Source organism: Parafrankia discariae (assembly GCF_000373365.1).
Lineage (GTDB): Bacteria > Actinomycetota > Actinomycetes > Frankiales > Frankiaceae > Parafrankia > Parafrankia discariae.
In genome coordinates, this window is record NZ_KB891285.1 from 112,691 (window position 1) to 128,093 (window position 15,403).

A 15,403-nucleotide genomic window follows, 5' to 3' on the forward strand; every position below is an offset into this window, starting at 1 on the left:
GGGGAGGCGGCCCGGATTCCGGATCCTGAGTAACTGCCGCTCCGGGCCGCTCCTCCTTTCTTCCTCCCCTTACTCCCTCTCGTTTCGCGCGCTCTGAAAAGGGTGGTATTTGGCATGTCCAGGATCAACGGTGACCGGGGGTTGCCGCGTATTCCGTCCCGGCCGGATCGGATGCGGGTCCCGCTGTGGATGCTGTTCGTGGCGGTGGTCGGTAAGGGCCTGGTGCTGGGGGTGCGCTGGTGCTGGCGGCACCGGGTCGCCGTCCCTCTGGGCCTGGCTCTCGCCATGTTCACCCACCGGTTCGGCCTGCTGGGCCTGGTGGCGCTGCTCGTTGCCGTCGCGCTGGTAGCGGTCGTGTGGCGGCGGGTGCATCCGCGGTCGTTCGGCTGGCTGGCCCGGTGGGTGCGGGCCCGGGTCCGGTTGGCGTTCGTCTACCGGCGGCGGTGGCGGCCGGCGATGGTGCACACCGATCTGGCGATCCGGATGCCGGCGTCCAACGGCGACCAGGTGACGTTTGACGAGTACTTTCCGCGGATCCGCTCGATCCGCTCCACGCGGGCCGCGGACACGCTGCGGGTGGAACTGCTTCCCGGCCAGACCCCGGAACAGTGGGCGGATCAGGCTGAAGCGTTGCGGCACGTGTTCCGGGCCCGGCGCTGCCAGGTCCAGGCGGAGGAACACCGGTTCGTCCGGTTGCACTTCCACTACCGCGACACCCTGACCCGACCGGTTCACCCCACCCGGCTCGACCACCCCGGCCCCGGCCCGGCCATCGACCACGACGCCAGTGATCTGCACGGTGAGAACGCTGACCGCGGCTGGGATGACGATGTCCTCGACGACGGACCCGCGGCGAGTGACGCCAGTGCCACGGCGGGTCCGCTCGTTGAGGGCCTGTCCGCGGTGCCTGTCGGCCGGCGTGAGGACGGATCCCCGTGGACCCTGCCTGTCCGCGGGACGCATGTCCTCGTCGCGGGGGCGACCGGCGCGGGCAAGGGGTCGGTGCTGTGGTCGATCATCCGCGGTCTCGGCCCGGCGATCCGTGCCGGCCTGGCGGAGCTGTGGGTCTGCGACCCCAAGGGAGGCATGGAACTCGCGTTCGGGGAACCGCTGTTCACCCGGTTCGCCACCACCACCGGCGAGATCGCGGATCTCCTCGACGACGCCGTCTCGGTCATGCAACAGCGCACGGCACGGCTGCGGGGCCGGACCCGGCTGCACACGCCCACGACCGGTGAGCCGCTGATCGTCCTGATCGTCGACGAAATCGCCTCCCTGACGGCGTACGTCACCGACCGGGACGTCAAGAAGCGGATCGGGGCGGCGCTGCCACTGCTGCTCTCCCAAGGACGTGCGCCCGGCGTCGTAGTCCTGGCGGCGGTCCAGGACCCGCGCAAGGAAGTGCTTCCCTTCCGGGACCTGTTCCCGGTCCGGGTCGCGCTGCGCATGACCGAACCCGAACAGGCTGACCTTGTCCTCGGCTCCGGTGCCCGGGACCGCGGCGCGCGGGCGGAAGAGATCCCGGTCTCGCTGCCCGGCGTCGGCTACGTGCTCGCTGAGGGACAGCCCGAACCGGTCCGGGTCCGCGCGTCGTTCATCGACGACACGGAGATCAGCCGCACCGTGCTGGCCTACCGGCCAACCCCGGCCCTTGCCGGTTGGACACCGGACCTGAGCCCCTACCTCGACGACACGCCCGACCGTCCGGACGGCGGCGGTGCCGGTGGCTGGGTTCCGGACCTCGACCCATACCGGGACGGCACGGACAGCGGCCCGGCGGGATGGACGCCGGATCTCCGACCGTTCCAAGAGCCCGGCGGCCCGGCCGCGAACGGGTCTGCCGGCTGGGGGGAGGTTGCTTGACTGACCCCACCACCCTCCCGTCCGACGCGGCTCCTTCCCCTGGCCGTGACGACCGTGACGATCGACCGGCGCGGCCCGGATCCCGGGAAGCACGAATGCGCATGCCTCTGGCCCGACAGGTCGTCGAAGCCGTCGCTGTGGAGAACGGCGTGTGCGTCCGGCCGATGGCGATGCGCCGCACCAACCTAGACACCGGCGAAACCGAGATCATCCCTGTGCCCTGCGGGGCCACCCTGGCGAGCAAATGCCCCTCATGCGCGGAACGGGCCCGGCGGCTGCGGATGGCGCAGTGCACGGCAGGCTGGCACCTCGACGACGAACCCGTTCCCGACCCGGACCCCCCGACGGACGACGCGAAGGTTCTTGCCGGGTTCCGTGCGGATCTCGAAGTCGCCCGGCGGGACGCTGAACGCGACGGCGACCCGGCGGGCGTGGCGGAGATCGACGAACTTATCGGCCAGGTGGACGACGAACTCAACGCGCTGGGCGTGCGCGGCAAGGCCGCTCCGGACAACCGGGATCGTCCTCGTCGGGCACGCTCGACCCGGCGGCGGCAGGATGCCCCCGACCTGCCCCGGCTCCCGGTGGACAAGCGGACGATCGGCCGAACCTACGAAGCTCCGGACGGCACGGCCTGGCGGCCGTCGATGTTCCTGACGCTGACCTGCGACAGCTACGGGCGGGTGCGTAGCGACAGCACGCCGGTGGATCCGGGCTCGTACGACTACCGGCGGGCGGCCCGCGACGCCATCCACTTCCCGAAGCTCATCGACCGGTTCTGGCAGAACCTGCGCCGGTGTGTCGGCTGGGACGTCCAGTACTTCGCCGCACTCGAACCGCAACGGCGGCTCGCTCCGCACCTACACGCGGCGGTCCGGGGCACGATCCCACGGGTGGTGCTCCGCCAGGTGGCGGCGGCAACATACCAGCAGATCTGGTGGCCATCGTGCGACCGGCCGGTCTACCCGGACACGGCGCTCCCGGTCTGGGACACGGACAGCGGGGCCTACCTCGACCCGGACACCGGGGAGGCCCTGCCCACCTGGGATCAGGCGTTGGACGCCATCGGCGAGGATGACGAACCCGTGCACGTGGTCCGCTTCGGCCCGCAACTCCGGGCGGACGGCGTCACCGCGAATTCGGCGCACACCGGCCGGATGATCGGCTACCTGTGCAAGTACCTGACCAAGAGCCTCGACACCTGCCACGACACCGACAGCGACGCGCACCGGCGGCACGTCGAACGGCTCGCGGACGCGCTGCGGCACGAACCGTGCTCGCCTACGTGCTCGAACTGGCTGCGCTACGGCGTCCAGCCGCGCAACCCGAAACCCGGACTCGTCCCGGGCCGGTGCCGCGGAAAGGCACACCGACGGGAGACCCTCGGCTTCGGCGGCCGGCGTGTCCTCGTCAGTCGGAAGTGGTCCGGCAAGACACTGGCCGATCACCGGGCCGACCGGATCGCCTGGGTCCGCGAACAACTCGAAGCCCTCGGCGACACCGGCAACGGCCCGGCGGCCGGCGCTGGGCCAGGATCCGATCCGGCCCGGACGGTCTGCACCCTGCTACGGCCCGGCGACCCGGCCGCACCTCGACGCGAACATCTGCTCCTTCAAGCCGTCGCGCAACGCCGCGCCTGGCGCGCACAGCTCGACGCGGCCCGCGCCGCGACACCCGGCGAACTTCCGGCAACCGGCCCACCGGCCCCGGCCGCTGCCGCTGCCTGATCCTTCGTCATACCTGCGGCGCTGGGAGGTCCGGCCGGTGTTCGGCAATCCAGGCTTCGACGTCGGCGGTCTGCCAGATGTGGCCGGCGGCAAGGGTGGCGTGCGGTTTCGGGAAGGTCGGGTCCTCCTTCAGGAGCTGGTTCACCCGGGTACGGCCTACCCCTAGCCGCTGCGCGATCTCCGCCGCTCCCATGAGCGGTTGCGTCATGAACGCAGACTACTGGACGACCGTCCAGACACCAGGTACCGTTGGCGGCGCTGGACGATCGTCCAGTCGCTCATAAGCGGTCCCGGCGGGTGCGTCAACACCCAGCCGGGACCTTGATCCCAATCCTGAGTACACAGGAGTTGAGACCCATGTCTATCTTCTCGTCTGGCGGCTTCGGTGCCTGGCGCACCCCCGGCGACGGCGACTCTCCGCTGATCGCGGCCCGCACCCTGGACACCGGGGAGCACGAGCTGACGATCCGGCCCGGCGCCGATGTCGGCGACTTGGTGGCGATCCTGGGCACCCTGCCCGCGGACGCGTTCTTCACGGAGCACTTCGGCGACGTTGACGCTGTGCTCGTCTTCCGGCAGGTGCCCGGAGAGTCGGCAACCGCCCCGGTGACGGCGAAGCTGTCGGGCGGCCCGGGAGCGGCCAGCATCACCCGCGCGTAGCGGCAGTCCTGCCTGCTCTACCCCTTCATTTTTCTTCCGTCCTCTGGTGGCGCTTGAAGCTGTCGGGGTGTCGGACGGGTCCAGGGTCGGCCGTAGGCCGATCGCGTAGCGACGCGCAGCGCCCTGGACGCGGCCGGCGCCCCGGCAGACCATCCCAGCGCCAGAGAACGGAAACCCCACCGCACCGGGCGACGCCACTTGCGGCCCGCGTGCCCCTCCCCGTTCTTCCCTCGGCAAGGAGCTGACTTCGTCATGCCCACCGACCACGACGGACACCCGACGATGAGCCTGCAACAGGCTCTCCGGGAGCACCTCGACCGCGCCCGCGTCCGACAGGGCCGGCTCTACCCACAGCCGGACGGCGAGTCCAAGTTCGCCTGTGACATGGGCGAGAGCCGCTACGGCTGCGCGTGGTGCGACAACATCGAATGGCCCGACGGCAACCCGCTGGACGTCGCGTGATCAATAGGACCGGAAAGCAATCTTCCCAGGACGAATGGCTCACCGTGGCGGACGTGACCGCGGAGGTCCGTGTCCCGCGGTCGACGTTCTACCGCTGGCGTCAGATGGGGCTCGGTCCCCGCTCCGTGAAGCTTCCGAACGGAGACGTCCGCATCCGGCGTTCCTGGCTTGACGCCTGGCTCAACGGGCTGGAGGAGGACGCAGCATGAGCAGCTTCGACGTCCGCTTCTGGGACGTTCGGAAACTGGAGGGGAAGCGCCGGCCGTACCAGGTGCGCTGGGTCGTAGCCGGACGGGAGAAGTCGCGGACCTTCCTTACCAAGGCTCTCGCGGACGGCTTCCGCTCCCGTCTCGTCACCAAAGCGCGCAAGGGGGTCGCCTTCGATGAGACGTCCGGCCTACCGGTCGATGAGGCCCAGAAGCTGAACGAACGGACGTGGTACGTGCACGCCTGCGCCTACGCCGAGATGAAGTGGCCTCACGCGGCGGCGACCTCCCGGCGCTCGATGGCGGAAGCGCTCACGACGCTCACGATCGCGCTGACCACGAACGTCCGCGGGCGGCCGGATGATGACGTCCTGCGGCGGGCCCTCTTCGGCTGGGCTTTCACTCCGACCGGTCGGGACGGACAGGCGCCACCGGAGTTCGCTGAGGCGCTGGACTGGCTGGAACAGGCCTCGTTGCCGATGTCGGCGGTCGCCGAACCGGACACGGTGCGCAAGGCCCTGCACGCCGTGTCGACCACCCTCACCGGGCGACCGGCGGCGGCGACCACGGCACGGCGCAAGCGGGCCGTCTTCTTCAATGCTCTCCGGTATGCGGTGGAACGGGGCGACCTCACCGAGAATCCGCTGACAAGGGTGCAGTGGTCGGCACCGGAGGTCGCACAGACGGTTGACCGGCGGGTGGTCGCCAATCCTGACCAGGTACGGGCGCTGCTCCGGGCGGTCCGCGACCAGGGGGCCACAGGTCGGCACCTGGTGGCGTTCTACGGCTGTATGTACTTCGCGGGGATGCGCCCGTCGGAGGTCGTGGCGCTGCGCCGCTCGTCGTGCCTGCTGCCCGAATCCGGCTGGGGTCGGCTCGACCTGGACGGTTCCGAACCGCGGGCGGGGGTGCGCTGGACGGACGACGGGGCGGCCCGGGATGCTCGGCAGCTCAAGCACCGTGCCGTGAAGACGGTGCGGCCGGTTCCGATCCCGCCGGAGCTGGTGGCGCTGCTGCGCTCCCACATCACCACCCACGGCGTGACCGAGGACGGGCGGCTGTTCCGTACCGGCTCCGGCGGCCCGTTGCAGAACCACACGATCGCGAAGGTCTGGCGGACGGCGCGGGTGAGCGGGTTGAGCGCGGAACAGGCCTCGTCGCCGCTGGCCCGGCGTCCGTACGACCTGCGGCACGCGGCGGCCACCCTGTGGCTGAACTCCGGGGTGCCGGCAACAGAGGTCGCGCGGCGGCTCGGCCACGGGGTCGCGGTGCTGCTCAAGGTGTACGCGAACTGCCTGGACGGCCAGGAGGTCATCGCGAACGGCTCGATCGAACAGGCCCTCGGCACACCCGGCGCCGAAGCTGCGATACTCGACCTTGACCACCCGGCCGGCGACGGCACGGACGGTCACGCGGAACAGGCGCGGAACGACCCCACGGACGATCGGGGCCAACCGGGCTGAAACCGCAGGTCAGGAGGGCTCGCCTAGTGGCCGATGGCGGCGGTCTTGAAAACCGCTAAGGGGAGTGATCCTCTTCGTGGGTTCGAATCCCACGCCCTCCGCATTGTGATGTCTCAGGACATCGGAGACAGTCCTGAAGCCGCGATCTCGGGTTCAGGGTTGTCGTGGTTTTCGGTCGGGTCCGTCCGACCCGACCCGACCCGCGGCGGATGCGGTGTGGTTCCGGTCCTGATCGCCGGCGATGCTGATCGACGTAGCCGATCACCTTTCCAGCCGAGGTGACAGGTCCGGCAGTGCGGGATCTCCCGGATGGTCCGGACCCCTGGGCGGGGGTCGGGCCGGCGGCGTATCTGGGGTCGTGACGGTGTCGGGGTGTACCGGCAGACTCAGTGATGGCAGGCGGGTGACGGGGGGTAGGACGCTCAGGTCGGGGGGCCGGCGTCCGATCACACCCGCGGCCTGGGCGCACGCCGGCACGGGGGCGGCGGCGTGCGGTAGGTGGTGGGCACCAGTCCGGGGGGATCCGGTGCCCACCACACCCATCCGGCCGGGACTGGTGAATACCCCGCCGGGGCTGGCGAAGTGATCGTCCGGCCTCACCCGATCAGGCCGGGTCCCCCCGGGAGGTGGACGCGCCCCGTTGATGGGCCGGCGGCCCGATCACGCGGTCCTGCGCGCGGGAGCCCAGGTAGCGGGCCTGCGCGGCCGCCTGGAAGGGCCAAAGTCGGGCCGTACGAACAAGAACTCTGAAGAGTCGACGCCCGGTTGCGTGACGCTTGTGCCGGTGTACGACAGGATGGCCCGGTGCCTCCCCGCCGCTCTACCGGTCGGCGCGCGATCCCGGCCCCGCTCGCGCCGAACCCCGCCCCACGTGCCGTTTCGGTGACGTTGCCGGTCCGTCCGGGCCCGTCCGCCCAGCAGGCGCTGCCCATGCCGATCGAGTCCTCCCGTCAGCCCGCCCGCCTGCGTGACTTCCCCACCGCGATGAGCTGTGGCGGCTGCGCCGAGCACTGGTCTGATCTCGACGCGGCCCACTGCCGGGCGTGTCATCAGCTCTGGCCGTCGGCAGTCGGGTTCGATGATCATCTCGTCGAATGTCCGGCCGCGCCCGAGATCGCCCCGCGTAGGGCGAAGCGGATCCCGGACCAGCGTCGACGTCCAGCCGAGGGCATGGAGGCCGGGTCCGACGGTCCCGTGGACGCCGCCCGTGACGAGTGGAACGTCGCCTGACTCCGACCGGTTGAGGGCCTCGCGGGGCATCCCCGGCGCGGACGAGTCGCCCATCGGGCGCAACGGCCCGGTCACCGGGTCCTCGAGCTGCTACGTTCCGGCGCGGGAGCGCGGTTGGGCGTTCCGCTGGGGCGTGCTCGGGGCGGGAGGACGGCATGACCGTGTGCGGGCTGCTGCGGCTGGACGGCGCGGATGTCCGTCGCTCGGCGCTGACCGGGATGCTCGCGGCCTCCTCGATCGGTCTGCCCGCCGCGCGTCGCGTGCACCTGGACGGTCCGTTCGGGGTGGTGACGGCCGCTGACAACGCCGCCGGCTCGATGCCGTCCGTGCTGGTGGGGCCGGCCGGGCTGGTCATTGTGATCGCCGAGCATGGCGCGGGCGGGCGGGGCGTCCCCGGGGTGGGATCGGTGACCGTGCTGCGGCCACGGGGTTCGTGGCGGCCGATGTCGCCACGCGGGGTGAGACCGGCCGAGGGCACCGTCCACCTGGGCGCCCGGGGCCGTCAGGAAGATCCGCGCGATCCGGGTAGCAGCAACGGTGGTAGCGGCAACAGTGGTGATGGCGCGGCCGTGGACGACCAGCTCGGTGATCCGGGGCCGCGGGGAGACCGGGACCGGGGCCGGGACCGGGCGGCTGACGGAGATCACGGTTCGGGAGTCGCGTCCGCGCTGATGCGCGCGTACCGGGCGGCCGGCCAGCGCGCGCTGGGGACGCTGGGGGAGCATCTGCTGGCGATCATCTGGGAGCCGGGCCGCCGGCGGATGATCGTGAGTCGCGGTGGCCGGCGTGCGGACGAGTTCGTGGTCTGGTCGGACGGCCGGTACTTCGCGTTCGGGATGGAACGGGCTCAGGTCCTCGCGGCCAGGCCGTTCGGACTCGCTCGGCCGCGCCGACTGGCGGCCGGGGAGACCCTTCCCGTCACCGTCGCGACCAGGATCCGGCGCCCGCCGTTCGTGAACCTTCCCGAGCCGCGGGGGAGCGAGGCCGACGTCCCGGCGACCTGACCGGGCGCTGGACGGGGCCCGTTGGACGGGGCCGTGGTGCTGTTGGACGGGGTCCGTGGTGCCTAGGCGGGTGCCCGACCGGTGCCGGGGCCGGCGGCTCCGGTGAGGCCGGCCCGGACGAGCCCGGCGATCTTCCGCTCCGCCACGAAGGACAGGAAGGGGACCGTGCCCGCGAGCATGACCAGGACGGTCCGGCTGGCCGGCAGGCGGATCCGGCTCGCGAGATCGAGCGTCGCCGCCAGGTAGACCATGTAGAGCACGCCGTGGATCGGCCCGATGGCCGCCACGACGGAGGGCTCGTCCGCCAGGTACTTCAGCGGCACTCCGACCACGACCAGCGCGATCAGGACGACGCCGACCACATAGGCGATGATCCGGTAGCGCAGGAGCGCGGACCTGACCGCGGCGGGCGCGGAACGCCCCCCACCGGGCGTTGCCGGCCGACCGGATGCCGGCGCGGCCGGCCGTGACGTCACGGGGTCGGAGGATGCCGTCACCGGCGGTCTCCCTCGGTGTCGTTGTCGGAGCCGGCGGCGTCGCGTTCGTACAGCGACGCCAGGTAGCGGTTGTAGGCGGCGAGTTCGCGGTCCTCGTCGGTCTCGACCTCGGCCGTCGGGTCACCGGCCGTCAGGCCGCCAGCCGTCGGACGGCCGGACCGGGCCGGCGGCGCGGTCACCGCCACGGCTCCGGCCTTTCCCTGGCGCGGTACGGCGACGAGCGGGCCTGGTCCGTTCAGGGGGGCGCCGCCCACCGGAACGGGCGCCTCGGGCGCGATGCGTCCGGCCTTGCCCCACTGGGGCCCCGGGTCGTCAGGATCGCGCGGGCGGAGATCCTCGGAGATCATCCGGTACCACCAGTAGACGACGAACGCGGCGAACACCGGCCATTCGACCCCGTAGAAGAGGTTCTGCATGCTGCCGTGATCGGATTCGCCCTTCGTCCACTGCCAGACGCCCATCCGGAGGAAGAGCCCGATCAGGAAGAGCGCGAGCGCGTGCCGGGCGAGCCACCACGGGGAGAGCAGGATCCTGCGCACGGGACCGACGCTACCCGCCGGGTTGGGCCGGTGGGTACAACAGGCGATCCGGACGTGGTGGACGCCTCCCGTCGGGGCTGCTCCGACGGGTCCGACCGGGCGATGTGTGACCCGGTCGAGGTCATCGGGCTGGGCCCGACCGGGCCGGCGAGCAGGCGCCAGGGGAGAGGTGTGGTGGGAGGGCCTGACGGGCGGAAAGCAGCCCTCCCACCACGCGGGGCTCGGGTACCGCTCGGCGGAGGGCACTTCTGGTTGCCGGCTGGGTACCTGATGTTTCGAGCTTCCGCGCTGTGTGCGGCCCGCCCGCCCGGCTGGGGGGGGTAGCGGGGATCGGGCGGGCCGGAACGACCACCGCAACCTGGCGCGGAGTACGGCGGTGCGTTCACATGTCCAGTCGCTCCGGACCACGTGCCAGGTTGCCATCTCTCGCAATGTTTTTTTCTGTTGTGCCAGATGATTTACCGGAGGGGCTTGGCTGGTTTTCTGGTGTGGAGGGTGTCTTCCTGTTGACGGCTTTCCGGTGCGCCTGAGGAGCCCGGAACCCGGCCCGCGGTAGTCGGCTGCAGTCGGCGGTAGTCGCCCGTGGCAGTTCTTCGGTGGCGGTTCTCAGTAGAGGACCGCTGCCGCGAGAGTGAGCAGCCCGACGCCAGAGCCGGCCGCCACGGTCACGGCGATCGACCCCTGCCCGCGGGGAAGCCACACGGAGAGCACCCCGTCGGCCTCGCCCCGCTGCCGGGTACTCAGCGCGACGCTGCGCGACCAGGCGTTCCGGTCATCGCCCACCGTGACCCGCACGCCGCCGTCAGCGGAACCCAGATAGAGATCCAGGCGCCGCGCCTGGCTGGCCAGGGCCACGTCCAGCCGCGCGGTGCCCTCGACGGCCAGCCGATCGTCGTCGCGGGAACCAGCGCTGACCGGCCGGCCGCCGCTCCACGCGAAGCGGTTGGCGTATCCACCCGCGCCCGATCCGGGGCCGCGCTCGATCCGGGTGGTGCCGATCCCGGGCCGCGGGAGGTCGGCCCGGGTCTGGACGCCGCCCGCGCCGAACAGGACCCAGTCGAGGCACCCCGCCGTCGGCAGGCTCACCTCCTGGCCACGGCCGAACGGCACCGCGGACGCGCTGACGCCGCCCGAGCCGGCTGAACCTCCGGAGCCTTCTGAACCTCCGGAGTCGCCGGAGTCGCGCCGCGCGCCGTCGCGACCCGGGGGTGTGCCGGCGCCGGAGCGGCGGTCCGCGGAGCCGGAGCCGTCCCGATCGCCGGAGCGGGGTGGGTCGTTACGGCGGGGAACGGCGTCGCCGGCACCGTTGTCGTCGCTGTTGTCGCTGTCGTCGTTGTCGTCGCCATTGCCCGGCCCGGTGTTCGGCGGCACCGATCCGCCCGTTGCCTGGTCAGACCCGGATGCCGGTCCGTCCGCGCCGGACGGGCCGGCATCCGGGCCCGCGCCCTGGGAGGAGAGGCCCTCGGGGGTCAGCCCGGCCGGGCTGTCGTCGCCGGGCGCGGGACTCCGCGTCCCTGTGCTGCCCGGAGCGGGGACGGCGCCGGGGCGGTCGGCCGGCGGCGTGCCCCCGCCGTCGGCGGCGGCCCCGCGGGGGATCCGGGTCGGCGCGGCCGTCACGGTGCCCGTGTCCGGTCGGGAGGTGAACAGGGTGCCGCTCACCAGTACGACACCGACCAGGGCGACCGCGGCCGTGCCGACCGTGGTGGGGACGAGCAGCCGTGCCCGCGTCCGACGTGGGCGGTGCTGGCGCGTGTTCCGCGTGTTCCGCGCGGCTCGCGCGGTCCCGGGTGGGTGTGCGACTGGTCCCGTTGGAGGGGTGGCTCCGGGCGGTCCTGTCGGCCGAGATGCCGTCGCGGGCGGCACCGCGCCTGTCCGCGGGGTCGTTCTCGGCGTCGGGATCGCCGAGATCGCCGGGTGTTCGACCGGCGGCGAGGTGCGGCCCAGGTGTTCGGCGGCCGACGGGTCCAGTGCGGCGATGCGGGCACGGATGCGTTCCGTGTCCGGATCGTGCTCCGTGAGCTCGCGGGCCATCAGGGACCGCAACGTGCTGGTGAAATCTTGGGAGGACGGCGGCGTGGCTGCCGCGGAGTCGTCGCCGACGGGCACCGTGGCCGCCGCCGAGTCGGTCCCCGCTCGATCATCGGTGTCGGTTCGATCGCCGGTGTCAGTTCGATCGCGGGTGCCAGCCTGATCGCCCGCGGTGCCGTGACCGTCCACCCGGCGGCGGGAAGAGCTCGAGATGAAACGGTCCCTGATCATGACATGTCCATTATGAGACCCGCGATCGTCGTGGGTGCCACTCACCGCCGTACACAGCCGTGGCGTGAGGTCTCCAGGAGCCGAGGGCACCCCGCCGGAGGAACGCGCTTGTGGCCGCTCCTCTGTGCGCTTTGGGGGCTCGGGAGTGCGCTCAGCCCTCGCTGCCGCGGAGCCGTCCGGGTGCCTCGCTGTCGCGCAGCCGGTTCAGCGCCGACCGGGCGACGCTCGCCGGATCCGTACCGCCGGTCGCCCGCCGGCGGCCACGGGTGGCACCGGCTCGGCGCGGTGTCTGCGGAGCCGGCGGGCGGGCGTCCTGTTTTCGGGCCGACGTGTCGTCCGGGGGGTCGGAGTGGGTCAGCTCGGGCCGGGTGCCGAGCGCCCGTTCGAGCTCGGCCACCGCCTTGGAGGTCTGGCTCTTGACCGTTCCGACGGAGATTCCCAGCGTCCGGGCGGTGTCCGCCTCGGACAGGTCGAAGGCGTACCGCAGCACGACACAGGCCCGCTTCCTGGCCGGAAGCGTCATCAACGCGGCGCGCAGGTCGACGGCGGCGGGAACGTCAGTGTCGTCCGGCGCGTGCTCGGTGTGTTCGGCCAGCATGCCGAGGACGGTCATTCCCCGGCGTTCCCGGATCACCCGTCGCAGCCGGCTGGTGGCCAGGTTCGCCACGATGCGACGCACGTAGGCGAGGGGACTGTCCGCGCTGCTGACCCGGTCCCACTTGGACCAGGCGGCCGTGAGCGCCTCGGCGGTGAGGTCGTCGGCCGCGTCGTGGTCGCCGGTGAGCAGGTAGGCGAAACGTGCCAACTCGCGGTGGTGATGTTCGAAGAACTCCCGGAACTCGACCCGGGCGTTCGGGGGCGGCCCCGGGCAGCCGGCAGCCTCCAGCGCAACGGCCCCGACCGGAACAGGCCCGGGGTCCTCCAGACTGGGCCCCACCTCGTCCGGGTCCGGGTGCCGGCCCGGAAGCCGACCCTCGGAGCCGGTGAACCCGTCGTCGGAGCCCGGGCGCTGGGCCGGGGCGGCCCCGCTGCCGGCGGCCGCATCGGTGCTCATGCTCGTGGCCATGGGGTCCGGGAACCAGTGCGGTGTGCGTCCACGGTGCGCCCCCACGCTCTGGTCCAGTCGTGGTGGACGCGTCCGGCCGGTGGGCAGACGCGGCGTATGGACGCCGACGTCCGCGGCGCTGTCCACACTCACCAGGCACACTCCCACGGCTGGTCTTGGCGATACTCGTGTGTCCACGGGTGTCTCCGCCGCGGCCGCGGGAGATCCTTAGTTAACAGGTACGACATCGCCGCTCGACCGGACGGTACTCCGTGCCGGAAGTATCGCGAAAGGGGTACATCCCGACTAAATCGCCTTCTGGGTGGATTCGTTTTCCCTCCGGGAGCGTGACCTGCGGTACCCGTCCCGGGCTCTGGTGGCGGGGCCGGCGGCACCCGTCGCAGCCGGGGGCAGGGGTGCCACCGAGCTGAACGGCGATGTTTCCCACGGACGGGGTGTGGGGTAGTCGGTGTCTATGCCTGCGCTGACTGATCGAGTGCCGCCTGTCCTGGAGTCGCCCGGCCCGACGCGCGCGCCGGTCGCCACCCCGCGGCGGCCCGACCTGCCCCCGCTCGATCCGGACGCCCCGATCCCCGACGATCCGGGGCCGCTGCTTCCCGACACCCCCGACCTTCCGCCCGCGCCGCACGAGCCGTCGCCGTTCACCCCGCCGGCCCCCGAACGGCCGGAACCGGAGCCGGAACCCGTCTGAGCTCGGGCCGGCGCACCCGGCCCGCGCCGTACAGTGAGGTCCGTGCATGCGGTGACGGTGAGCGCTCCCGGTGGACCCGACGTCATGAGCTGGTCGGAGGTGCCCGATCTCCCGCCGCCCGGCCACGGTGAGGTCACCGTCGACATCGTGGCGACGGCCGTCAACCGGGCGGATCTCCTGCAGCGGCAGGGCTTCTACCCGCCGCCCCGCGGCGCGACCGAGATCATCGGAATGGAGTGCTCCGGCCGGGTGGCCGCGGTGGGCCCGGGGGTCGACGGCTTCGCCCCGGGTGACGAGGTGTGCGCGCTGCTGGTGGGTGGCGGCTACGCGACCCAGGTCAACGTCCCGGCGGCCCAGCTCCTGCCGGTTCCGGCGGGGGTCGACCTGATCCACGCCGCGGGCCTGCCCGAGGTCGCGTGCACCGTGCACTCGACGGTCTTCGAGCGCGCGGCCCTGGCGGACGGCGAGGTGTTCCTGGTCCACGGTGGCGCGTCGGGTATCGGCACGTTCGCGATCCAGGCCGTTCGGGCGCTGCGCCCGTCCGCGGTGGTCGCCACGACGGCGGGCAGCGCGGAGAAGCTCGCCCGCTGCCGTGAGCTCGGCGCGCACATCGCGGTCTCCTACCGGGAGGAGGACTTCGTCGCCCGGGTGCGAGCGGAGACCGACGGCCACGGCGCCGACGTCATCCTCGACAACATGGGCGCCTCCTACCTGGAACGCAACGTGGATCTGCTGGCGACCGAGGGCCGCCTCGTCGTGATCGGGCTGCAGGGCGGCACCAGGGGCACCCTGAATCTGGGCGCCCTGCTCCCCAAGCGGGCCAGTGTGCACGCGCTCTCGCTGCGCGCCCGCCCGGACGCGCAGAAGGCCCGGATCGTCGCCGGAGTGCGCGAGGAGTTCTGGCCACAGGTCGCCGCCGGGCGGATCCGGCCGGTGATCGACCGTGTTCTGCCGATCACCGAGGTCGCCACCGCCCACCGGGTGCTCGAGGATTCCGGGCACGTGGGCAAGGTCATCATGACGGTCGGCGGCTGAGCCGGGCGACCTCGCCGTCGGCGTGGACGCGCCGTGACCGGACGAGATGTCCGCCGCGCCACGGGGTGGATTCGTCCGGCCAGGAGGGCAGGATGGTGGGCATGACAGACCAACCGGAACCCCGCGTCGTCGTCGTCGGCCCGGACGGTGCCCTCCAGGAGGTCCCTGGCGCGGTGGGCGTCCCGCTCACGCCCTCCGCGGGGCGCGGTGGCCGGGGCGGCGCCGCCGGGCCGGGCGAGGGCAAGAACCCCTTCGCCGACATGGTGTCCCAGCCGGACAAGGTCATGCGGATCGGCACCATGATCAAGCAGCTGCTCGAGGAGGTGCGGGCCGCGCCGCTCGACGACGCCAGCCGCGTCCGGCTCCGGCGGATCCACCAGAGCTCGATCACCGAGCTCTCGGACGGGCTCGCCCCGGAACTGCGCGCGGAGCTCGACCGCCTGTCGTTGCCGTTCGACGAGGACTCGACCCCCTCCGACGGGGAGCTGCGGATCGCCCAGGCGCAGCTCGTCGGCTGGCTGGAGGGGCTTTTCCACGGGTTGCAGACCGCGCTGTTCGCCCAGCAGATGGCGGCGCGGGCGCAGCTCGAGGAGATGCGCCGCCGGGCTCTGCCGAGCGGGCAGCAGCAGAGCGACAACGAGCCGTTCGGCGGCACTTACCTCTGACGCTGCCGGCGCCGGCGCCGTGGTGACACGGCGCCG

16 protein-coding genes and 1 tRNA gene are annotated in these 15,403 nt (G+C 72.3%); 12 read left to right on the forward strand and 5 right to left on the reverse strand.

Annotated elements, in window-relative coordinates; all coding sequences use genetic code 11:
* Nucleotides 1–114 precede the first annotated feature (114 nt).
* Together B056_RS39005 and B056_RS0133680 are read left to right on the forward strand one after the other, a co-directional pair.
* Nucleotides 115–1,863, forward strand: coding sequence for an FtsK/SpoIIIE domain-containing protein (locus tag B056_RS39005; protein ID WP_035753709.1), 1,749 nt, complete (start codon nt 115–117; stop codon nt 1,861–1,863).
* A 95-nt stretch (nt 1,864–1,958) separates the two neighbouring features.
* A complete protein-coding gene (locus tag B056_RS0133680) occupies nt 1,959–3,590 on the forward strand; it encodes a replication initiator (protein ID WP_018506239.1) in 1,632 nt (543 codons plus the stop codon).
* A 7-nt stretch (nt 3,591–3,597) separates the two neighbouring features.
* Here the strand turns inward: B056_RS0133680 and B056_RS0133685 are convergent, their stop codons facing one another.
* Nucleotides 3,598–3,798, reverse strand: coding sequence for a helix-turn-helix transcriptional regulator (locus tag B056_RS0133685; protein ID WP_035753711.1), 201 nt, complete (start codon nt 3,796–3,798; stop codon nt 3,598–3,600).
* 149 nt (nt 3,799–3,947) lie between these two features.
* On the opposite strand from B056_RS0133685, the gene B056_RS0133690 reads away from it, so the two are divergent.
* The 7 genes from B056_RS0133690 (at nt 3,948) to B056_RS0133720 (ending at nt 8,615) form a co-directional block, all read left to right on the forward strand.
* Nucleotides 3,948–4,250 (forward strand): hypothetical protein, encoded by a 303-nt coding sequence (locus B056_RS0133690; RefSeq protein WP_018506241.1) that lies wholly within the window; start codon nt 3,948–3,950, stop codon nt 4,248–4,250.
* A gap of 252 nt (nt 4,251–4,502) precedes the next feature.
* Nucleotides 4,503–4,712, forward strand: coding sequence for a hypothetical protein (locus B056_RS0133695; protein WP_018506242.1), 210 nt, complete (start codon nt 4,503–4,505; stop codon nt 4,710–4,712).
* 44 nt (nt 4,713–4,756) lie between these two features.
* Nucleotides 4,757–4,921: a helix-turn-helix transcriptional regulator gene (locus B056_RS45630; protein WP_018506243.1), complete on the forward strand. Its 165-nt coding sequence runs from the start codon at nt 4,757–4,759 to the stop codon at nt 4,919–4,921.
* Nucleotides 4,918–6,381 (forward strand): tyrosine-type recombinase/integrase, encoded by a 1,464-nt coding sequence (locus B056_RS0133705; protein ID WP_018506244.1) that lies wholly within the window; start codon nt 4,918–4,920, stop codon nt 6,379–6,381. Before B056_RS45630 ends, B056_RS0133705 begins: the two co-directional genes overlap by 4 nt.
* A 12-nt stretch (nt 6,382–6,393) precedes the next feature.
* Nucleotides 6,394–6,482 (forward strand) — tRNA-Ser (locus B056_RS0133710).
* Between the two features lie 781 nt (nt 6,483–7,263).
* Nucleotides 7,264–7,611: an FDXHR family putative zinc-binding protein gene (locus B056_RS39015; RefSeq protein WP_230203317.1), complete on the forward strand. Its 348-nt coding sequence runs from the start codon at nt 7,264–7,266 to the stop codon at nt 7,609–7,611.
* A gap of 155 nt (nt 7,612–7,766) precedes the next feature.
* Nucleotides 7,767–8,615: a hypothetical protein gene (locus B056_RS0133720; protein WP_020572853.1), complete on the forward strand. Its 849-nt coding sequence runs from the start codon at nt 7,767–7,769 to the stop codon at nt 8,613–8,615.
* A 62-nt stretch (nt 8,616–8,677) separates the two neighbouring features.
* Here B056_RS0133720 and B056_RS0133725 read toward each other — a convergent pair whose 3' ends face one another.
* From B056_RS0133725 to B056_RS0133740, 4 genes are all read right to left on the reverse strand, one after another.
* Entirely contained in the window at nt 8,678–9,112 is a 435-nt protein-coding gene (locus tag B056_RS0133725) for a DUF3817 domain-containing protein (protein ID WP_076784828.1), read from the reverse strand.
* Nucleotides 9,109–9,651, reverse strand: a complete 543-nt coding sequence (locus tag B056_RS0133730; protein ID WP_018506247.1) for a hypothetical protein — start codon at nt 9,649–9,651, stop codon at nt 9,109–9,111. Before B056_RS0133730 ends, B056_RS0133725 begins: the two co-directional genes overlap by 4 nt.
* A 606-nt stretch (nt 9,652–10,257) precedes the next feature.
* Nucleotides 10,258–11,310: a hypothetical protein gene (locus B056_RS43365; RefSeq protein ID WP_154677374.1), complete on the reverse strand. Its 1,053-nt coding sequence runs from the start codon at nt 11,308–11,310 to the stop codon at nt 10,258–10,260.
* Nucleotides 11,311–12,061: 751 nt separating this feature from the next.
* Entirely contained in the window at nt 12,062–12,964 is a 903-nt protein-coding gene (locus B056_RS0133740) for a SigE family RNA polymerase sigma factor (RefSeq protein ID WP_154677375.1), read from the reverse strand.
* Between the two features lie 487 nt (nt 12,965–13,451).
* Here B056_RS0133740 and B056_RS0133745 point away from each other — a divergent pair, with 487 nt between their 5' ends.
* The 3 genes from B056_RS0133745 (at nt 13,452) to B056_RS0133755 (ending at nt 15,367) form a co-directional block, all read left to right on the forward strand.
* Complete coding sequence (locus B056_RS0133745) at nt 13,452–13,667, forward strand: hypothetical protein (protein WP_018506249.1); 216 nt, start codon at nt 13,452–13,454, stop codon at nt 13,665–13,667.
* A 42-nt stretch (nt 13,668–13,709) separates the two neighbouring features.
* On the forward strand, nt 13,710–14,702 hold the full coding sequence (locus B056_RS0133750; protein ID WP_076784829.1) for an NAD(P)H-quinone oxidoreductase: 993 nt from the start codon (nt 13,710–13,712) through the stop codon (nt 14,700–14,702).
* A 101-nt stretch (nt 14,703–14,803) separates the two neighbouring features.
* A complete protein-coding gene (locus tag B056_RS0133755) occupies nt 14,804–15,367 on the forward strand; it encodes a bacterial proteasome activator family protein (RefSeq protein WP_020572856.1) in 564 nt (187 codons plus the stop codon).
* Nucleotides 15,368–15,403 lie beyond the last annotated feature (36 nt).